A 16,107-nucleotide genomic window follows, 5' to 3' on the forward strand; every position below is an offset into this window, starting at 1 on the left:
ATCCGGTCCCGCCGCCCGGCCGGGCTATCATCGTCGCCCCCCATGGCCGGCATCCACATCACCGACATCGAGGCCGCGATCAATTTCTGGCGCGAGCGCAAGCCCTCGCCCGACGGCGTGACGCTGGCTCCGGAGCTGCGCGCGCTGGCCGAGGTCTACGCGCTGATGGTGTACTACCACGAGGACGAGGCCGACGAGCACGGCTTCCCGGCGCCCGCCTACGCGGCCTGGAGGACCTGGTACGACAGCACGCCCGACACCCCCTGCATCGCGATCTGCTCCACCAGCCAGGGCGACGACGACTGCAAGGGCTGCGGCCGCACCTTCGAGGAGGTGCAGCACTGGCCCGAGATGACGCCGGCCGAAAAGCGCGCCACCTGGCGCCGCATCACGCTGGCCGGTGACGCCTGGCGCTTCAACCGCTATGCCGAGAGGGCCGGCGGCGGCACCCCGCCGGAAGGCAAGGACTGATGCTGCGGCTGGCGCGGGCGCCCAACATCGCCATCGCGTCGCTGTGGGTCGACATGCTGCGCCAGGCCGGCTTCGACGCCTGCCTGAACCGCTACTTCCTGGGCGCCGCGGCCGGGGAGCTGCCGCCCGACCAGTGCCTGCCCGAGGTCTGGCTGGTCGACGTCACGCAGGAGGCGGCGGCGCGCGAGATGCTGCGCGAGGTGCAGCGGCCGCCGCAGCGGCGCTGGGCCTGCGCCTGCGGCGAGTTGGTCGAGGGCGGGTTCGCCAGTTGCTGGCAGTGCGGCCGGCCGATGCCGGACTGAGCCCGGCTCACTTCCAGCGCAGCGGCTCCACCTCGACGCTGCCGGTCCCGCTCGACAGCAGCAGCGCGCCGTCCTGGATGGTGGCCTGCAGCTGCATCGAGCGCTCGGCCAGCGCCCCGAGCGCCTGCGCGGCCTCGGTCGGGATGCGCCAGACCTGCAGGCGGTCCAGGCGGGTCAGCTTGGTCTCGATGCCGCGCCACCAGATCTCGGCCGAGGGGCTGAACGCGTACAGCAGCACGCGGTCGGCCTTGGAGCAGGCGCGCGCCATCGGCTTGTCCTCGGGCTGGCCGACCTCGATCCACAGGCGGGTGCGGCCGGTGAAGTCGCGCAGGTGCACGTCGGGATCGTCGGGGTCGGACAGGCCGGCGCCGAAGGCCAGCGTGCCGTCGCTGTTGCACTCGGTCTGCAGCGCATGGGCGTTGAGCGCCAGCGCGGCCAGGCGGACCATCATCCGCTCGTCGGTCTCGCTGGGATGGCGCGCCAGCGTCAGCGCGTGGTCGGCGTAGTAGCCGTGGTCGATGTCGGCGACCGCCAGTTGCGCCTTGAAGACGGTGGACTTGAGCGCCACGTCAGGCGCGCCGTGCCAGGTCGGCCGCCATGCCCACGTAGCTGGCCGGGGTCATGGCCAGCAGGCGGTCGCGCTCCTCCGGCGGGATCTCCAGCGAGCGGATCAGGCCGTGCAGGTCCTCGGCGCGCACGGTCTTGCCGCGCGTCACGTCCTTGAGCTTCTCGTAGGCGCCCTGCACGCCGTAGCGCCGCATCACCGTCTGGATCGGCTCGGCCAGCACTTCCCAGGAGCTGTCGAGGTCGGCGTCGAGCGCCTCGCGATTGAGCTCGAGCTTGGACAGGCCGATGCCCAGCGAGTGGTAGGCCAGCACCGCATAGCCCAGCGCCACGCCCATGTTGCGCAGCACGGTCGAATCGGTCAGGTCGCGCTGCCAGCGCGAGACCGGCAGCTTCTCCGACAGGTGGCGCAGCAGCGCGTTGGCCAGGCCCAGGTTGCCCTCGGCGTTCTCGAAGTCGATCGGGTTGACCTTGTGCGGCATGGTCGACGAGCCGATCTCGCCCGGACGCAGCCGCTGCTTGAAGTAGCCCAGGCTGATGTAGCCCCAGACGTCGCGCGCCCAGTCGACCAGGATGGTGTTGGTGCGCGCCACCGCGTCGAACAGCTCGGCCATGTAGTCGTGCGGTTCGATCTGGATGCTGTACGGCTGGAAGGTCAGGCCCAGGCCCAGCGGTTCGGGCGACTGGACGACTTTGCGGCTGAACGCCTCCCAGTCGAAATCGGGGCAGGCCGCCAGGTGGGCGTTGTAGTTGCCGACCGCGCCGTTCATCTTGCCGAGCAGCTGGACGGAGGCGATGCGTTCGCGGGCGGCGGCCAGCCGCACGACCACGTTGGCGATCTCCTTGCCCACGGTGGTGGGGCTGGCGGTCTGGCCGTGGGTGCGGCTGAGCATCGGCACGTCGGCGTGGGCGTGCGCCATCTCGCGCAGCGTGGCGATCAGGCCGTCCAGGCCCGGCAGCAGCACCTGGTCGCGCGCGCCCTTGAGCTGCAGCGCGTGACTGGTGTTGTTGATGTCCTCGCTGGTGCAGGCGAAGTGGACGAATTCGCTCGCCGCCCGCAGTTCGGGACGGGCCTCGAATTTCGACTTGATCCAGTATTCGACCGCCTTCACGTCGTGATTGGTCGTCTTCTCGATCTCCTTGATCGCCAGCGCGTCGGCCTCGGAGAAGTTCTTGACCAGCCCGAGCAGGTAGGTGCGGGCGCCCGGGGTGAGCGGCTTGAACTGGGCGAAGCCGGCGTCGGACAGGGCGATGAACCAGCAGACCTCGACCTGCACGCGGCGGTGCATGTAGCCCTGCTCGCTCATGAGCGGTCGCAGGGGCGCCAGGCGCGCGGCGTAGCGGCCGTCCAGCGGGGACAGCGCGGAGATGGTGGAAAGCGTCATGGCAGGCCGTTCGGGAGGGCGAATTGTAGGCGCCGGCTCGCGCGGGCCGGGGCGCCTGGCCCTGTCGCACCCCTGCCACAGCGGGGAAACGGCTTCCCCCTAAAATTGTTCGTGGCCCACAACAGCAAGAGTCCCATGAAACTGATCGGAGCCGTGACCAGCCCCTACGTCCGCAAGGTGCGCGTCGTCATGGCGGAGAAGAAGCTCGACTATCAGTTCGTGCAGGAAGACGTCTGGGCCGCCGAAACCACCATCACCGAATCGAATCCGCTGGGCAAGGTGCCCTGCCTCGTCATGGAAGGCGGCGAGGCCCTGTTCGACTCGCGCGTCGTCGTCGAGTACCTCGACACCCTGTCGCCGGTGGGCAAGCTCATTCCGGCGGTCGGCCGCGAGCGCGCCGAGGTCAAGACCTGGGAGGCGCTGGCCGACGGCGTGCTCGACGCCGCGATCCTGGCGCGGCTGGAGGCCAACTGGGCGCCGCGCACCAAGGCGCAGCGCAGCCAGGCCTGGATCGATCGCCAGCTCGGCAAGGTCAACGCCAGCGTCAAGGCCATGAGCCAGGGCCTGGGCGACAAGCCGTTCTGCGCCGGCATCCATCTCAGCCTGGCTGACATCGCGGTCGGCTGCGCCCTGGGCTACCTCGATTTCCGCTTCCCCGACATCGACTGGCGCACGCCCTACCCCAACCTGGCGCGGTTGCACGAGAAGCTGATGCAGCGCACCAGCTTCCAGGACACCAAGCCCGCCTGAGGGCACCCCGCCGGTCACCGGCGGCCGTTCGACACGCGCGCTCGCGGCCGGCCCAGGGTTGCCCGGCGCATCGATCCCCAACCATGCATGCAGGCCGCCGCGCGCGCATGCCGCGGTGGTGCCGCCGACCGCTGCCTGCTGCTAGCTGCTGGCTCTCGTCGTGGTCGCGCAGAGGGTGGGCGGCAGCCGCCGAAGCCGGCGACAGGTCCCTCGCGCTGCCGCCGGATGCCGCGTGTGCGGCGTGAGAAAAATGCTGCGAAGCGCCCCGGGACGAAGGAGGGAGGGAGGGAGGAGGAGAAGAGTCGCCCCGGGATTGCAGCCGGTCCTCTAGGGGCCGGAAGGCTACGCAGCAATAACCGAATTCTTCTGGAGCCGTGCTCCGTGCCCCTCTAGACACGCCGGCGCCCCGCGGGGTTCCGTGCCGCAGGCCATGAGCCAGGTAAAGTTTTGTGAGCCGGTCAGCAGGCCCGGACTGCCGTGTCCGGATGGCTACCCGCCAGTCAGCGGGCCAGCAGGTTCTCGATCGCGGCGACGAAGGCGCGGTCGTCCGGCGCGGTGAGGCTGGAGTACTGGGCCACGACCGTGCCGTCGCGCGCCACCAGGTATTTGTGGAAGTTCCACGCCGGCGCGCGCCCGGTGCGGGCCGCCAGTTCCTTGAACAGCGGGTTGGCGTCGCGGCCGCGCACCGCGCTCTTGCCGAACATCGGGAACTTGACGCCGAAGGTGCTCTCGCAGAAATCGGCGATCTCGCGGTTGCTGCCGGTCTCCTGCGCGAAGTCGTTGGACGGGAACCCCAGCACCACCAGCCCGCGCTCGCGGTAGCGGCCGTACAGCGCCTCCAGCCCCTGGTACTGGGGCGTGAAGCCGCAGTAGCTGGCGGTGTTCACGACCAGCAGCACCTTGCCCGCGTACTGGCACAGGTTCTGGGGCTTCTCGTCCTGCAGGCGCGGGAACTCCTGGTTCAGCAGCGCAGGGCAGGCTGCGGCAGACGCGGGGGCGCCCGGCTTCGCCGGCTGGGCTTGCGTGGGCGCCCCGCCCAGCGCCACGGTGGCAACCAGGCAGGCGAGCAGGGTCGTGCGCATGCGGGGCTTTCTGGCAGGAGGGGGGTGGCACGCATTCTGCGCGCACTCGGGCGGCGGGCCAATGGCTGGGCCGCCGAGTGTCCCTGCGCGCGACCCGGCCGCAGACTGACGTGTGCCATCCCGATACGCTGTCAAGACCGTTTCATGCCCCCCGCTTAAAATCTGCGCAATACCAACGACAACGTCCCATGCTCTATCCAGAACTGTTCAAGCAACTCGAGTCCGTACGCTGGGACATGGACAAGGACATTCCCTGGGAGCGGTTCGACGCCTCGCTGCTGACCGACGAACAGGCGCAGACCATCAAGATGAACGCCATCACCGAGTGGTCGGCGCTGCCGGCCACCGAGATGTTCCTGCGCGACAACCGCAACGACAGCGATTTCTCCGCCTTCATGTCGATCTGGTTTTTCGAGGAGCAGAAGCACTCGCTGGTGCTCATCGAGTACCTCAAGCGGTTCCGCCCCGAACTGGTGCCCAGCGAGCAGGAGTTGCACGAGGTCCGCTTCGAGTTCGAGCCGGCGCCGGCCCTCGAGACCCTGATGCTGCATTTCTGCGGCGAGATCCGGCTGAACCACTGGTACCGGCGCGCCTCCGAGTGGCACACCGAACCGGTCATCAAGCACATCTACCAGACCCTCAGCCAGGACGAGGCGCGCCACGGCGGCGCCTACCTGCGCTACATGAAGCGCGCCATCAACAACTTCGGCGTCGAGGCCAAGGCCGCCTTCGCCAAGGTCGGCGTGCTGATGGCCAGCGCGCGCCGCACGGCCCAGGCCCTGCACCCGACCAACCTGCACGTGAACAAGTCGCTGTTCCCGCGCGACACCATCCAGAGCCGGCTGCCCAACCCCGAGTGGCTGGAGCACTGGCTGGACACCCAGATCAAGTTCGACGCGGTCTGGGAGACCAAGGTGGTCGAGCGCATCCTGCACAACCTCAGTCTGCTGATGGACCGCAGCTTCCAGAGCGTGCAGGAGCTCAATCGCTACCGCAAGGAACTGACGGCCGTCCTGGCCCAGGGCACCGCCGCCGCGCACGCGGCGTGACGGTCATGGCCACCGCGCCGGCCTTTCTCGCCAAGGTGGTGGCGCGCGCGCAGGCCCCGGCCGCCGTGGCCGCCCTGCCCGGGCCGGTGGTCTTCACCAACGGCGTGTTCGACGTCCTGCACCGCGGCCACGCCACCTACCTGGCGCAGGCACGCGCCCTGGGTGCCAGCCTGGTGGTCGCGGTCAACACCGACGCCTCGGCGCGCCGGCTCGGCAAGGGGCCGGAGCGGCCGCTGAACAACGAGCAGGACCGGGCCGCGATGCTGGCGGCGCTGGAGAGCGTGAGCCTGGTCACCTGGTTTGACGAGGACACGCCGGTGCAGCTGCTGGACGAGCTGCGGCCGGCCCTGTACGTCAAGGGCGGCGACTACGCCATGGAGACCCTGGCCGAGACCCGGCTGGTGCAGGGCTGGGGTGGCCGCGCGCTGGCCATCCCGTTCGTCGGCGGCTACTCGACGACCGCGCTGGTGCGCAAAATCCGCGCCTAGCGGTCACACGCCGGCCGGCCGGTCCGTCTTTCGCCATGGACCAGCGCACCGCCACCTTCCAGCAGCACCGCCGACGCCTGTTCGGCATCGCCTACCGCATGCTCGGCTCGCCGGCCGAGGCCGACGACGTGCTGCAGGACGCCTGGCTGCGCTGGAACGAATCCGACACCGACAGCCTGCGCACGCCCGAGGCCTGGCTGGTGACCGTCACCACCCGGCTGGCCATCGACCGCCTGCGCGCGCTGCGCGCCGAGCGCGAGCACTACACCGGCTTCTGGCTGCCCGAGCCGCTGGTCGAGGCGGCCGACGAGGACACGCCGCACGCGCTGCTGGAGCGGGCCGACCAGGTCTCGGTCGCGCTGCTGCGGCTGCTGGAGCAGCTGGCACCGCACGAGCGCGCCGCCTTCGTGCTGCGCCAGGTGTTCGATGTCGACTACCCCGACCTGGCGGCCATGCTGGGCAAGACCGAGGCGGCCTGCCGCCAGCTGGTGCACCGCGCCGGCGAGCGGGTGCGGGCGGCGCGGCCGGCGCAGGTGGTCGATCCGCTTGAGCACCAGCGGCTGCTGGAGGCCTTCGCGGCCGCCGCCACCCGGGGCGACCTGGCCGGCCTGCGCGACCTGATGGCGCCCGACGCCCAGCTGGTGAGCGACGGCGGCGGCAAGGTCCGCGCGTTCGGCCACCTGCTGCAGGGCGGCCAGCGCCTCGCGCAGCTGTACTACGCCACGTTCCTGCGGCTCGGGGCCGGGGTGCGCTACCAGCCGGTGCGGGTGAACGGCCAGCCGGGACTGGCGCGCTGGATCGACGGCGAACTCGAATCGGTGCAGGCCTTCGAGGTGCAGGCCGGCCGCATCGCCGCCGTGTTCGTGCAGCGCAACCCCGACAAATTGGCACGGGTGCGCGCGCACCTGTCACAGGCGGGCGGGCCGGCGCGTCTTGAGCAGTGACACCACTTTGAAAGGACGCTCCGTGGACACTGCCCGCCTCCCCCACACCCAGCTCGCCCCCGACGCCTTCCGCGCCATGCTCGGCGTCAGCGAGGTGCTGCAGCGCTCGCCGCTCGGCAAGGCCCTGCAGGCCCTGCTGCACGTGCGCGTGTCGCAGCTCAATGGCTGCGCGTACTGCCTCGACATGCACACGCGCGAGGCGCTGGCGGCCGGCGAGGAGCTGCAGCGCCTGCTGGGCCTGCCGGCCTGGCGCGAGCTGCCGCTGTACACCCCGCGCGAGCGCGCCGCGCTGCAATGGGCCGAGGACCTGACGCTGCTGGCCGACAGCCACGCGCCGCAGGCCAGCTTCGATGCGCTGCGGCCGCACTTCAGCGACGCCGAGATCGCCGACCTGACCTTCTCGCTCGCCCAGATCAACGCCTGGAACCGGCTGGGCGTGGCGATGCGGCTGCCGGTGGCGCGCCGGCCGCTGGCGGTGCGCGGCTAGTCGCGCGGCGCCGCGTCGGCCAGCGGCGCCGGCGTCGCTGCCGGCGGCGGATGCCGCCGGTGCAGCCGCTGCAGCTGGCGGCGGACGAAGTGCTCCACGTCGTTGACGTAGGTGAACACCACCGGGATCACCAGCAGGCTGAGCACCGTCGACGTGATCAGGCCGCCGATCACCGCGATCGCCATCGGCGAGCGGAAGCTCGGGTCGGCGGTGCCGAAGCCGACGGCGATCGGCAGCATGCCGGCGCCCATGGCGATGGTGGTCATGATGATGGGCCGGGCCCGCTTGTGGCAGGCGTCCATCAGCGCGTCCCAGCGGCTCATGCCGTGCTCGCGGGCGACGATGGCGTACTCCACCAGCAGGATGGAATTCTTGGTCGCGATGCCCATCAGCATGATCAGCCCGATCAGCGACGGCATCGAGAAGCTCTTCTGCGCCACCAGCAGGCCGACGAAGGCGCCGCCCAGCGACAGCGGCAGCGCGGCCAGGATGGTCACCGGGTGCAGGAAGTCCTTGAACAGCAGCACCAGCACGACGTAGATGCACAGCACGCCGGTCAGCATGGCCAGCCCGAAGCTGGCGAACAGCTCGCCCATCACCTCGGCGTCGCCGACCTCCGCCACCTTCACGCCGGCCGGCAGGTTGCGCAGCGACGGCAGGGCCTGCACCGCCTTGGTCACCTCGCCCAGCGGCAGGCCGGACAGCTCGACCTCGAAGTTGATGTTGCGCGAGCGGTCGTAGCGGTCGATCACCGCCGGCCCGCCGGCCAGCTCCAGCGTCGCCACCTGGCCGAGCATCACCGGGCCGCGGCTGCCGGGCACCGCCAGCCGTTCCAGCATCGACAGGTCCTGGCGCGCCTCGTCGGCCAGCCGAACCACGATCGGCACCTGGCGCTGCGAGAGGTTCAGCTTGGGCAGGGACACGTCGTAGTCGCCCAGCGTGGCGATGCGCAGCGTCTGGCCGATGGCGGCGCTGGTCACGCCCAGGTCGGCGGCGCGGGCGAAGTCGGGCCGCACCGCGATCTCCGGCCGGATCAGGCTGGCCGAGGACGACACCTCGCCCAGCCCGGGGATGGTGCGCAGGTCCTTCTGCACCGCCAGCGCCGTGGTCTGCAGCGCCTGCGGGTCCTCGCCGGTCAGCACCAGCACGTACTTCTCGCCCGAACCGCCCAGCCCGACCCGCGAGCGCACGCCCGGCAGCTCGGTCAGGGCCTGGCGGATGCGGTTCTCCACCGCCTGCTTGCGCTCCCGGGTGCCGCGTTCGGCCAGCAGCACGGTGAGGGTGGCGCGCCGGGTCTCGGCCGCACCCTGGGGCGCGAACGGATCGGCCCCGGCCGTGCCGGCGCCGATGGTGGTGTAGACGCTGCGCACCTCGGGGATGTGCGTCGCCAGCAGCTGGCGCGCGTGCTCGGCCGACTGGCGGGTCTGCGCCAGCGTGCTGCCGGGGGGCAGTTCCAGGTTCACCTGGGTCTGCGAGTTGTCGTCCGGCGGGATGAAGCCGGTCGGCAGCAGCGGCACCAGGGCGATCGAGCCGAAGAAGAACAGGGTGGCGGCGATCAGCGTGACCAGGCGGTGGTGGGTGCACCAGGCCACCCAGCGCATGTAGGTGGTGAGCCAGGCCGGATCGCGCCCGGGGTGCGCGATCGGCCGCAGCAGGTAGGCGGCCATCATCGGCGTCAGCATGCGCGCCACCACCAGCGAGGCGAAGACGGCCAGCGCGGCGGTCCAGCCGAACTGCTTGAAGAACTTGCCGGCAATGCCGCTCATGAAGGCGGTCGGCAGGAACACGGCGATGAGGGTGAAGGTGGTGGCGATCACCGCCAGCCCGATCTCGTCGGCCGCCTCCATCGCGGCCTCGAACGGGCGCTTGCCCATGCGCAGGTGGCGCACGATGTTCTCGACCTCGACGATCGCGTCGTCGACCAGGATGCCGACCACCAGCGACAGCGCCAGCAGCGTGACCACGTTGATCGAGAAGCCCAGCAGGTACATGCCCAGGAAGGCCGGGATGACCGACATCGGCAGGGCCACCGCCGAGACGAAGGTGGCGCGCCAGTCGCGCAGGAACAGCCAGACCACGATCACCGCCAGCGCCGCCCCTTCGTACAGCAGGTGCAGCGAGCCCTCGTACTCCTCCTGCACCGGGGTCACGAAGTCGAACGCCTGGGTCAGCTGCAGGTCGGGCCGCTGCGCCTGCAGCTCGGCCAGGGCGCGCCGCACCCCGGCGCCCACCGCCACCTCGCTCTCGCCGCGGCTGCGCGAGACCTCGAAGCCGACCACCGGCTTGCCGTCGAGCAGGGCGGCGGCGCGCGGCTCGGCCACCGTGTCGCTCACCTGGGCCACCTGGTCCAGGCGCACCCGCCGCACGTCGCCGTTGCTGGTCGCGCCGGGCAGCGACAGTTCGATGGCGGCGATCTCGGCCGCGCTGCGCACGGTCGCCAGCGTGCGCACCGGCTGCTCGCTGCCGCCCAGGTCGGTGCGGCCGCCGGCGCTTTCCACCTGCACCTGGCCGAGCTGGCGCGACACCTCGGCCGCCGTGACGCCGAGCGCCTGCATCTGGCGCGGGTCGAGGGCGACGCGGATCTCGCGCGTGACGCCCCCGACCCGGTTGACCGCGCCCACGCCCTTGACGGCCAGCAGCCGGCGCGAGATCTCGTTGTCGACGAACCAGGACAGCGCCTCTTCGTCGAGCTTGCTGGAGGCGACGGTGTAGGCCAGCACCGGCTGGCCGGCCAGGTCGAGCTTGGTCACCACCGGGTCGCGCAGGTCCGACGGCATCTCGGCGCGCACCCGCTGCACCGCCGAGCGCACGTCGTCGACCGCTTCCTGCACCGGCTTTTCCAGCCGGAACTCGGCCGTGATCGAGACGCCGCCGTCGGTGACCCGGGTGGTGATGTGCTTGAGGCCCTGCACGCTGGCGATGGCGTTCTCGACCTTGCGCGCGACGTCGGTCTCCAGCTGGGACGGCGAGGCGCCCGGCAGCGAGGCGCTGACGCTCACCGTGGGCAGGTCGATGTCGGGGAAGTTCTGCACCTTCATCAGCCGGAACCCGAGCAGGCCGGCGAAGGTGAGCAGCATGAACAGCAGCACCGACGGGATCGGGTTGCGGATCGTCCACGACGAGACGTTCAGCATGGCTGGCTCATTTGACCGTCGAGGCGGCGGAGGCCGGCGCGGCTGCCGCCGGCGCGCCGGGCTGCGCCAGCCGCACCAGGTCGCCGTCGTTGAGGAAGCTGCCGCCGGCGGCGACCACCCGGGCGTCGGCCGGCAGGCCCTCCAGGATCTCGACCCGGTTGCCCACCAGCCGGCCGGTGCGCACCTTCAGCTGCGCCACCCGGTTGTCGGGCTGCACGCGCATCACGTAGCTGAAGCCCTCGCGCACCACCACCGCCGCCTGCGGCACCGTCAGCGCCTGCGTGCTGCCGAGCTGGAACTCGCCGCGCGCGTACATGCCGGCGCGGGCACTGCCGGCCGCCGGCCCGGGCAGCGGCCGCAGGTCGACGTACACCAGGGCCGCGCGGGTCTGCGGATCGACCGCCGCGCCCAGCGTGCGCACCCGGCCTTCCAGCCGCGCCCCGCTGGCCGCCGTCACGTGCGCCAGGGTGCCGGGCGTGATGCGGCCCAGCTCGCTGGAGGTGACTTCGGCGCGCCACTCGAGCCGGCCCTGCCGGATCAGTCGGAACAGCTCGGTGCCGGCGGCGACGACCGCGCCGACGGTGGCGGTGCGGGCCGAGATCACGCCGTCGTCCGGCGCCAGCACCTTGCTCTGCGCCAGCCGCGCCTGTTGCGCCTCGACGGTGGAGCGCGCCGCCTCGACCCGGGCCTGCGCGGTCTTGGCGGCGGTGAGGTACTGGTTGATCTGCGAGGCCGACAGGGCGCCGGTCTCCTCCAGCGTGCGCGCGCGCTGCGCATTGGCGGCGGCATCGGCGGCCGCCGCCTCGGCCTCGGCCAGCGCGGCGCGCGTCTGCGCCGCCTCGGCGCCCAGGGTGGCGGTGGAGAAGGTGGCCAGCACCTGGCCCTTCTTCACCGTGTCGCCGACGCCGGCCAGCACCTCGGTCAGGCGCTGGCCGTTGGTCTCGGCGCCGATGCTGGCCTCCTGCCAGGCGGCGATGTTGCCGTTGGCGGCCAGCGTGACGGGCAGCGTCACCCGCTCGGGAGTGGCCGTGGCCACGGTCAGTGCCGGCCGTGCGGCCGAGGCCGCGAGTGCCGGGCCGCCGGTGGCACCGCCGCCGTCGCCGCAGGCGGCCAGCAGGGTGGCCGGCAGGGCCAGGCCGGCGGCGAGGCGGCGGGTCCAGGACGGGGCGAGGCGGGTCATCGGGTCTCCGGGGTGGTGGGGGCCGCGGCCGCGACGTCCTCGCGCGACCAGCCGCCGCCGGTGGCGCGGTACAGCGCCACCAGGGCGGCGGCGCGTTCCTGCTGCAGCGTCACCCAGGAACTCTGGGCGGTGAGCAGCGTGCGGCGCTGCAGCTCCAGATCGATCAGGCTGCCCAGGCCGCTGCGCCAGCGTGCCTCGGCGGCGATGAACGAGATGCGGAAGCCCTCGACGGCGCGGGCGGCGTCGCTCTCGCGCTGGCGGGTGCTGTCCAGGTCGACCAGCGCCGACTCGACTTCGCGCACTGCCTGCCGCAGGCGGGCCTGGTAGACGCTCACCGCCTCGTCGTAGCGCGCCCGGGCGGCATCCATGTTGGCGCCGATCACGCCGCCGTCGAACAGCGGCAGCGACAGCGCCAGCGGTCCGGCCGACCAGGTGTTCAGCGTGCTGTCGGTGCCGAGGAAGGAAAAGCGCACCCGCGTCACCGAGCCGCCCAGCGTCACGCGCGGGTAGCGCTGCGCATCGGCCTGGCCGACATCGGCGGCAGCGGCCACCACGTCGCGCTCGGCCGTGTAGAGGTCGGGGCGCTGGGCCAGCAGGCGCGCCGGCACGGCCTCGATGGCGGGCGGGGCCGGCAGTTCGCCGGGCGCCGTGGCGAGCAGCTGGCGCAGGGTGGGCTCGTCGATCGCCGTGAGCGCGGCCAGGGCGTGGCGGTCGCGCGCGCACTGGGCGTCCTGCTGCGCCAGCCGCACCGCGCCGTCGGCGGCACTGGCGTCGGCCAGCGCGGCGTCGGCCGGGGCCTGGAAGCCGGCATTGGCCGCCAGCCGGGTCAGGCGGGCGGTCTCGGCGCGCGAGCCGGCGTCGTCGCGCGTCACCGCCGCCAGGGCGTCGCAGGTGCGCACGGCGATGTAGCTGCCTGCCGCCTCGGCGGCGACGCTGACCCGCGCCTCGTGCCAGCCGGCCTGGGCGCCGAGCAGGCGGGCGTCGGTGGCGGTGCGGCCCTGGGCCAGGCCGCCGAACAGGTCGAGTTCCCAGCTGGCCTGCAGGCCGGCCTGCAGCGTGGTCGCCGGGCTGGGGAAGAGCGGGCTGGTGATCGCCCGGCTGGCCGAGGCGATGCCGTCGACGCGCGGCAGCAGCGCCGCGCCGGCGCCGATGCGCTCGGCCCGGGCCTGGGCGATGCGGGTGCGCGCCTGCGCCACCGTGGGGCTGGCGGCCTGGGCGGCATCGACCACCCGGGCCAGCACCGGATCGTCCCAGCCCTGCCACCAGCGGGCGATCGCGGCCGGTTCGCCGGCGTGCGGCAACGGCGCCTGCCAGCCGGCCGGGGCCAGCTCGGCCAGCGCGCGGGGCGGCGTCAGCGGCGGCGCGGCGGCGCAGGCGGCCAGCAGCACCGGCCCGAGCAGCAGGGCGGGCCGCAGCGCGGAGCGGGCGGAGCGGGTCATCGGGATCGGTTCCTGGGCCGGCGGCACGCCGCCGCCGGGCCTGCGGCCGGGGGACGCGGGGCGCGCCTCGCGCCGGCCGGAGCCGAGGGATTACATCACGCGCGCCAGCCGGGACCGAACGCCGGGCGGGAGCCCGCGCCCGCCCGCCGCGCTACTTGAAGTCGGCCGCCATCTGCTCGGTCATCGGCACGTGCTCGCTGCTGCGCACGCAGGCCGCGAGGTAGTCGGCGAACGGCGGTGGCGGCGGAACGCCCTCGGCCAGCAGGCGCTGGTTGTCGAACACGTAGTTGAGCTGGGCGAAGGCGCCGTACAGCGTCAGGGCGCGCAGGATCAGCAGCCGGTTGACCCGGCCCAGGCGCTGCTCGAACAGCGGCACCAGGCTGCGCAGCTCGTCCACGGCGACCTGCTGGTAGCGCGGCAGCACCGGTTCGCGGCCGCTGGCCTGCGCGTAGGCGACGTCGATCTCGTCGAAGCGGTTCGAGCGGCCGCCGGCCGACAGGTGGTACAGGTCGTGCGCCAGCCGCGGCGCCAGCGCCAGCGACACCAGCGCCTCGCCGCACCAGTCGGACGGGATGATGTCGATCCGCTCGGCCGGCGAGCAAGTGAAGCGCTCGAGCGCGAACGCCATGCGCAGCACCCAGAAGATGCTGGGCGAGGGCGCGCAGCCCAGGCGGCTGTGGCCGACCACGATGGACGGCCGGGCCACCACCAGCGGGAAGCCGGGCAGCTCGCGCAGCGCCAGTTCGGCCGCGATCTTGGAGCGCGTGTAGGGCACCAGGTGGGCCTCCTCGTCGCGGCCGGCCTCCCACGACTCGGCCACCGGCGAGGGCAGCCCGGGGCCGCAGCACATCGCGGTGCCGACCTGCACCCAGCGGCGCAGGCCCGGCGAGCGGGCGTGCACGGCCCGCGCCAGCGCCAGCGTGCCGTCGACGTTGTGGGCCCAGATGGCCGGGTTGGTCGAGAAGGTCGCCAGCGCCGCGCAGTGGATCACCTGGGTCAGGCCGTCGAGGCCGGGCGCGGCGGCGAACGCCTGCGGCTCGGTGAGGTCGCCCAGCACCACCTGGTCGGGCGTGATGGCGGTCTCGACGCCGAAGCGGGCCAGGTTGGCGCTCACCCGGCGGGCGCCCTCGGCCGGGGTGGCGGCGCGCACCAGGAACACGGTGGACGCGAGCAGGTCCCGGCCGGCCAGTGCGGCCGCGACCGCACCCCCGACGAAACCGGTCGCACCCGTCAGCAGCAGTCGCATGCGGTCACCAGAAGAACAACAGTGGAGGAAGAAGGAAACGGGATGGGCGGCAGCGGCCGGCGGCGCGCTCAGGCCGGCGCGCGGCCGAACAGGAGCGAGACGTTGGCGCCGCCGAAAGCGAACGAGTTGGACAGCACCCAGTCGAGCGGGCGGCCGGTGGGCTGCGCGGCCAGCTGCAGGTGGGCGCAGCGCGGGTCGCGCGGCTCGGCGCCCAGGGTGGCGGGCACCAGCTGGTGGACCAGGCTGGCGATGCTCACCACCGCTTCCATCGCGCCGGCGGCCCCCAGCAGGTGGCCGTGGTGCGACTTGGTGGCGCAGACCGCCGGGGCCGCCCGGCCGGTGCCGAACACCGCCGCCAGGGCCTCGGCCTCGGCGACGTCGCCGGCGTCGGTGCCGGTGCCGTGCGCGTTGACCAGCCCGACGGCGTCGGCCGGGGCGCCGGCATCGGCCAGCGCCTGCCGCATGGCGTCGGCCTCGCCGTCGGCCTGGGGGTGCACCAGCGAGGGCGCGGCGTCGCAGTTGCTGCCGTAGCCGGCCAGGATGGCGAGCGGGCGGGCGCCGCGGGCGCGCGCGCTGGCGGGCCGCTCCAGCACCAGTGCGGCGGCGCCTTCGCCGAGCACCAGGCCGCTGCGGCCGGCGCCGAACGGCCGGCAGGCCTGCGCGGCGGTCTCGGCCTGGCGCAGCGTCGACAGCACGCGCAGGCCCTGCCAGCCGGCCAGCACGCCGGCCTGCAGCATCGATTCGCTGCCACCGGCGATGGCGAGGTCGACGCGGCCGACGCGCAGCGCGAGCAGCGCCTCGCCGATGGCGGTGGCGGCCGAGGCGCAGGCGATCGCATAGGTGAGGTTGGGGCCGCGCAGGCCGTGCCGGGTGGCGATCTGCGCCGCCGGCGAGCTGGCCATGATGCGCGGCACCGTCATCGGCCGCAGCGCGGCGCGCTCGAGCAGGAAGCGGCGGTAGCTCTGTTCGGTGCTCTGCGCGCCGCCCATGCCGGTGCCCCACCAGACGCCGCCGCGGCGCGGCTGCGGCTCGGCGCCGGCCTGGCGCCAGGCCTGGTCGGCGGCGGCCAGCGCCATCGCGCAGGCGCGGTCGGCGCTGGCGGTGTCGAACGGCTGCAGCGCCGCCTCGGCGTCGGCGGCCAGCGGCGCCGTCCACGCGGCCGGCACGCCGGGCTCGGCCTGCCAGGCCGGCGGGACCGGCTGGAACAGCGGCGTCGGCTGCTGCAGCCCGCGCACCACGGCGTCCCAGCCGCAGCCCTGCGGACCCAGGATGCCGATGCCGGTGATCCAGGCCTCGGCGTCGGCGCCGGTCATGCCGGCGCCAGCTTGCTGTCGATCAGGGCGACCACCTCGCCGACGGTGGCCGGCACGTCGGTGACGTCCATGTCGCCCAGGTTCACGCCGAAGGTGTCCTCGATGGTGAACAGCAGTTCGGCCACGGCCAGCGAATCGAGGCCGGCGTCGGCCAGGCCGGTGGCCGGGGTCAGGGCGGTGGGGTCGACCGCGTGCTGTTGGGCGACGAGGGCCGCCAAGCGGTCGAAAGTGGATGTAGCCATGCGGGAAGCCCTGCCGAAAAGAAAACTTTTG

General features: G+C 73.0%; 16 protein-coding genes. 7 read left to right on the top strand and 9 right to left on the bottom strand.

Annotated features, from left to right (window positions below):
- Positions 1 to 42 precede the first annotated feature (42 nt).
- Positions 43 to 471, top strand: coding sequence for a DUF3717 domain-containing protein (locus GON04_RS25770; RefSeq protein ID WP_157400984.1), 429 nt, complete (start codon positions 43 to 45; stop codon positions 469 to 471).
- A complete protein-coding gene (locus GON04_RS25775) occupies positions 471 to 773 on the top strand; it encodes a putative signal transducing protein (protein ID WP_157400985.1) in 303 nt (100 codons plus the stop codon). The genes GON04_RS25770 and GON04_RS25775 overlap by 1 nt, the downstream gene beginning before the upstream one ends.
- 7 nt (positions 774 to 780) lie before the next feature.
- Here GON04_RS25775 and GON04_RS25780 read toward each other — a convergent pair whose 3' ends face one another.
- Both GON04_RS25780 and purB read right to left on the bottom strand, forming a co-directional pair.
- Complete coding sequence (locus GON04_RS25780) at positions 781 to 1,341, bottom strand: YaeQ family protein (RefSeq protein WP_181653806.1); 561 nt, start codon at positions 1,339 to 1,341, stop codon at positions 781 to 783.
- A gap of 1 nt (position 1,342) precedes the next feature.
- A complete protein-coding gene (gene purB / locus GON04_RS25785; protein ID WP_157400986.1) occupies positions 1,343 to 2,722 on the bottom strand; it encodes an adenylosuccinate lyase in 1,380 nt (459 codons plus the stop codon).
- Between the two features lie 135 nt (positions 2,723 to 2,857).
- Here purB and GON04_RS25790 point away from each other — a divergent pair, with 135 nt between their 5' ends.
- Positions 2,858 to 3,472, top strand: a complete 615-nt coding sequence (locus GON04_RS25790; RefSeq protein ID WP_157400987.1) for a glutathione S-transferase C-terminal domain-containing protein — start codon at positions 2,858 to 2,860, stop codon at positions 3,470 to 3,472.
- A gap of 500 nt (positions 3,473 to 3,972) precedes the next feature.
- On the opposite strand, the gene GON04_RS25795 is transcribed toward GON04_RS25790, so the two are convergent.
- Positions 3,973 to 4,554 (bottom strand): glutathione peroxidase, encoded by a 582-nt coding sequence (locus GON04_RS25795; protein ID WP_157400988.1) that lies wholly within the window; start codon positions 4,552 to 4,554, stop codon positions 3,973 to 3,975.
- A 188-nt stretch (positions 4,555 to 4,742) separates the two neighbouring features.
- Here GON04_RS25795 and GON04_RS25800 point away from each other — a divergent pair, with 188 nt between their 5' ends.
- The 4 genes from GON04_RS25800 to GON04_RS25815 are packed head-to-tail and all read left to right on the top strand — an operon-like array spanning position 4,743 to position 7,522.
- Entirely contained in the window at positions 4,743 to 5,603 is an 861-nt protein-coding gene (locus GON04_RS25800; RefSeq protein WP_157400989.1) for a ferritin-like domain-containing protein, read from the top strand.
- A gap of 5 nt (positions 5,604 to 5,608) precedes the next feature.
- On the top strand, positions 5,609 to 6,091 hold the full coding sequence (gene rfaE2 / locus GON04_RS25805; RefSeq protein WP_157400990.1) for a D-glycero-beta-D-manno-heptose 1-phosphate adenylyltransferase: 483 nt from the start codon (positions 5,609 to 5,611) through the stop codon (positions 6,089 to 6,091).
- 35 nt (positions 6,092 to 6,126) lie between these two features.
- The gene (locus GON04_RS25810; RefSeq protein ID WP_157400991.1) at positions 6,127 to 7,035 is read left to right on the top strand and encodes an RNA polymerase sigma-70 factor; all 909 of its coding nucleotides are present in this window, start codon (positions 6,127 to 6,129) and stop codon (positions 7,033 to 7,035) included.
- 22 nt (positions 7,036 to 7,057) lie between these two features.
- A complete protein-coding gene (locus GON04_RS25815) occupies positions 7,058 to 7,522 on the top strand; it encodes a carboxymuconolactone decarboxylase family protein (protein WP_338051061.1) in 465 nt (154 codons plus the stop codon).
- On the opposite strand, the gene GON04_RS25820 is transcribed toward GON04_RS25815, so the two are convergent.
- From GON04_RS25820 to GON04_RS25845, 6 genes are all read right to left on the bottom strand, one after another.
- Complete coding sequence (locus GON04_RS25820) at positions 7,519 to 10,653, bottom strand: efflux RND transporter permease subunit (RefSeq protein ID WP_157401122.1); 3,135 nt, start codon at positions 10,651 to 10,653, stop codon at positions 7,519 to 7,521. The two genes, GON04_RS25815 and GON04_RS25820, sit on opposite strands and share 4 nt — an antisense overlap.
- Before the next feature lie 10 nt (positions 10,654 to 10,663).
- Positions 10,664 to 11,836, bottom strand: a complete 1,173-nt coding sequence (locus GON04_RS25825; RefSeq protein ID WP_157400992.1) for an efflux RND transporter periplasmic adaptor subunit — start codon at positions 11,834 to 11,836, stop codon at positions 10,664 to 10,666.
- Entirely contained in the window at positions 11,833 to 13,275 is a 1,443-nt protein-coding gene (locus GON04_RS25830; protein WP_157400993.1) for an efflux transporter outer membrane subunit, read from the bottom strand. The genes GON04_RS25825 and GON04_RS25830 overlap by 4 nt, the downstream gene beginning before the upstream one ends.
- Positions 13,276 to 13,426: 151 nt before the next feature.
- On the bottom strand, positions 13,427 to 14,521 hold the full coding sequence (locus GON04_RS25835) for an SDR family oxidoreductase (protein WP_157400994.1): 1,095 nt from the start codon (positions 14,519 to 14,521) through the stop codon (positions 13,427 to 13,429).
- Between the two features lie 68 nt (positions 14,522 to 14,589).
- Entirely contained in the window at positions 14,590 to 15,834 is a 1,245-nt protein-coding gene (locus tag GON04_RS25840; protein WP_157400995.1) for a beta-ketoacyl-[acyl-carrier-protein] synthase family protein, read from the bottom strand.
- On the bottom strand, positions 15,831 to 16,076 hold the full coding sequence (locus GON04_RS25845; RefSeq protein ID WP_157400996.1) for an acyl carrier protein: 246 nt from the start codon (positions 16,074 to 16,076) through the stop codon (positions 15,831 to 15,833). Before GON04_RS25845 ends, GON04_RS25840 begins: the two co-directional genes overlap by 4 nt.
- Positions 16,077 to 16,107: the final 31 nt, after the last annotated feature.

The sequence above is a fragment of the Ramlibacter pinisoli genome, from assembly GCF_009758015.1.
GTDB classification, from domain to species: Bacteria; Pseudomonadota; Gammaproteobacteria; order Burkholderiales; family Burkholderiaceae_C; genus Ramlibacter; species Ramlibacter pinisoli.

Coding starts and splice junctions, on each gene's coding strand:
- GON04_RS25770 (WP_157400984.1), top strand. CDS start 43: ATGGCCGGCATCCACATCACCGACATCGAGGCCGCGATCAATTTCTGG.
- GON04_RS25775 (WP_157400985.1), top strand. CDS start 471: ATGCTGCGGCTGGCGCGGGCGCCCAACATCGCCATCGCGTCGCTGTGG.
- purB (WP_157400986.1), bottom strand. CDS start 2,722: ATGACGCTTTCCACCATCTCCGCGCTGTCCCCGCTGGACGGCCGCTAC.
- GON04_RS25790 (WP_157400987.1), top strand. CDS start 2,858: ATGAAACTGATCGGAGCCGTGACCAGCCCCTACGTCCGCAAGGTGCGC.
- GON04_RS25795 (WP_157400988.1), bottom strand. CDS start 4,554: ATGCGCACGACCCTGCTCGCCTGCCTGGTTGCCACCGTGGCGCTGGGC.
- GON04_RS25800 (WP_157400989.1), top strand. CDS start 4,743: ATGCTCTATCCAGAACTGTTCAAGCAACTCGAGTCCGTACGCTGGGAC.
- rfaE2 (WP_157400990.1), top strand. CDS start 5,609: ATGGCCACCGCGCCGGCCTTTCTCGCCAAGGTGGTGGCGCGCGCGCAG.
- GON04_RS25810 (WP_157400991.1), top strand. CDS start 6,127: ATGGACCAGCGCACCGCCACCTTCCAGCAGCACCGCCGACGCCTGTTC.
- GON04_RS25825 (WP_157400992.1), bottom strand. CDS start 11,836: ATGACCCGCCTCGCCCCGTCCTGGACCCGCCGCCTCGCCGCCGGCCTG.
- GON04_RS25830 (WP_157400993.1), bottom strand. CDS start 13,275: ATGACCCGCTCCGCCCGCTCCGCGCTGCGGCCCGCCCTGCTGCTCGGG.
- GON04_RS25835 (WP_157400994.1), bottom strand. CDS start 14,521: ATGCGACTGCTGCTGACGGGTGCGACCGGTTTCGTCGGGGGTGCGGTC.
- GON04_RS25840 (WP_157400995.1), bottom strand. CDS start 15,834: ATGACCGGCGCCGACGCCGAGGCCTGGATCACCGGCATCGGCATCCTG.
- GON04_RS25845 (WP_157400996.1), bottom strand. CDS start 16,076: ATGGCTACATCCACTTTCGACCGCTTGGCGGCCCTCGTCGCCCAACAG.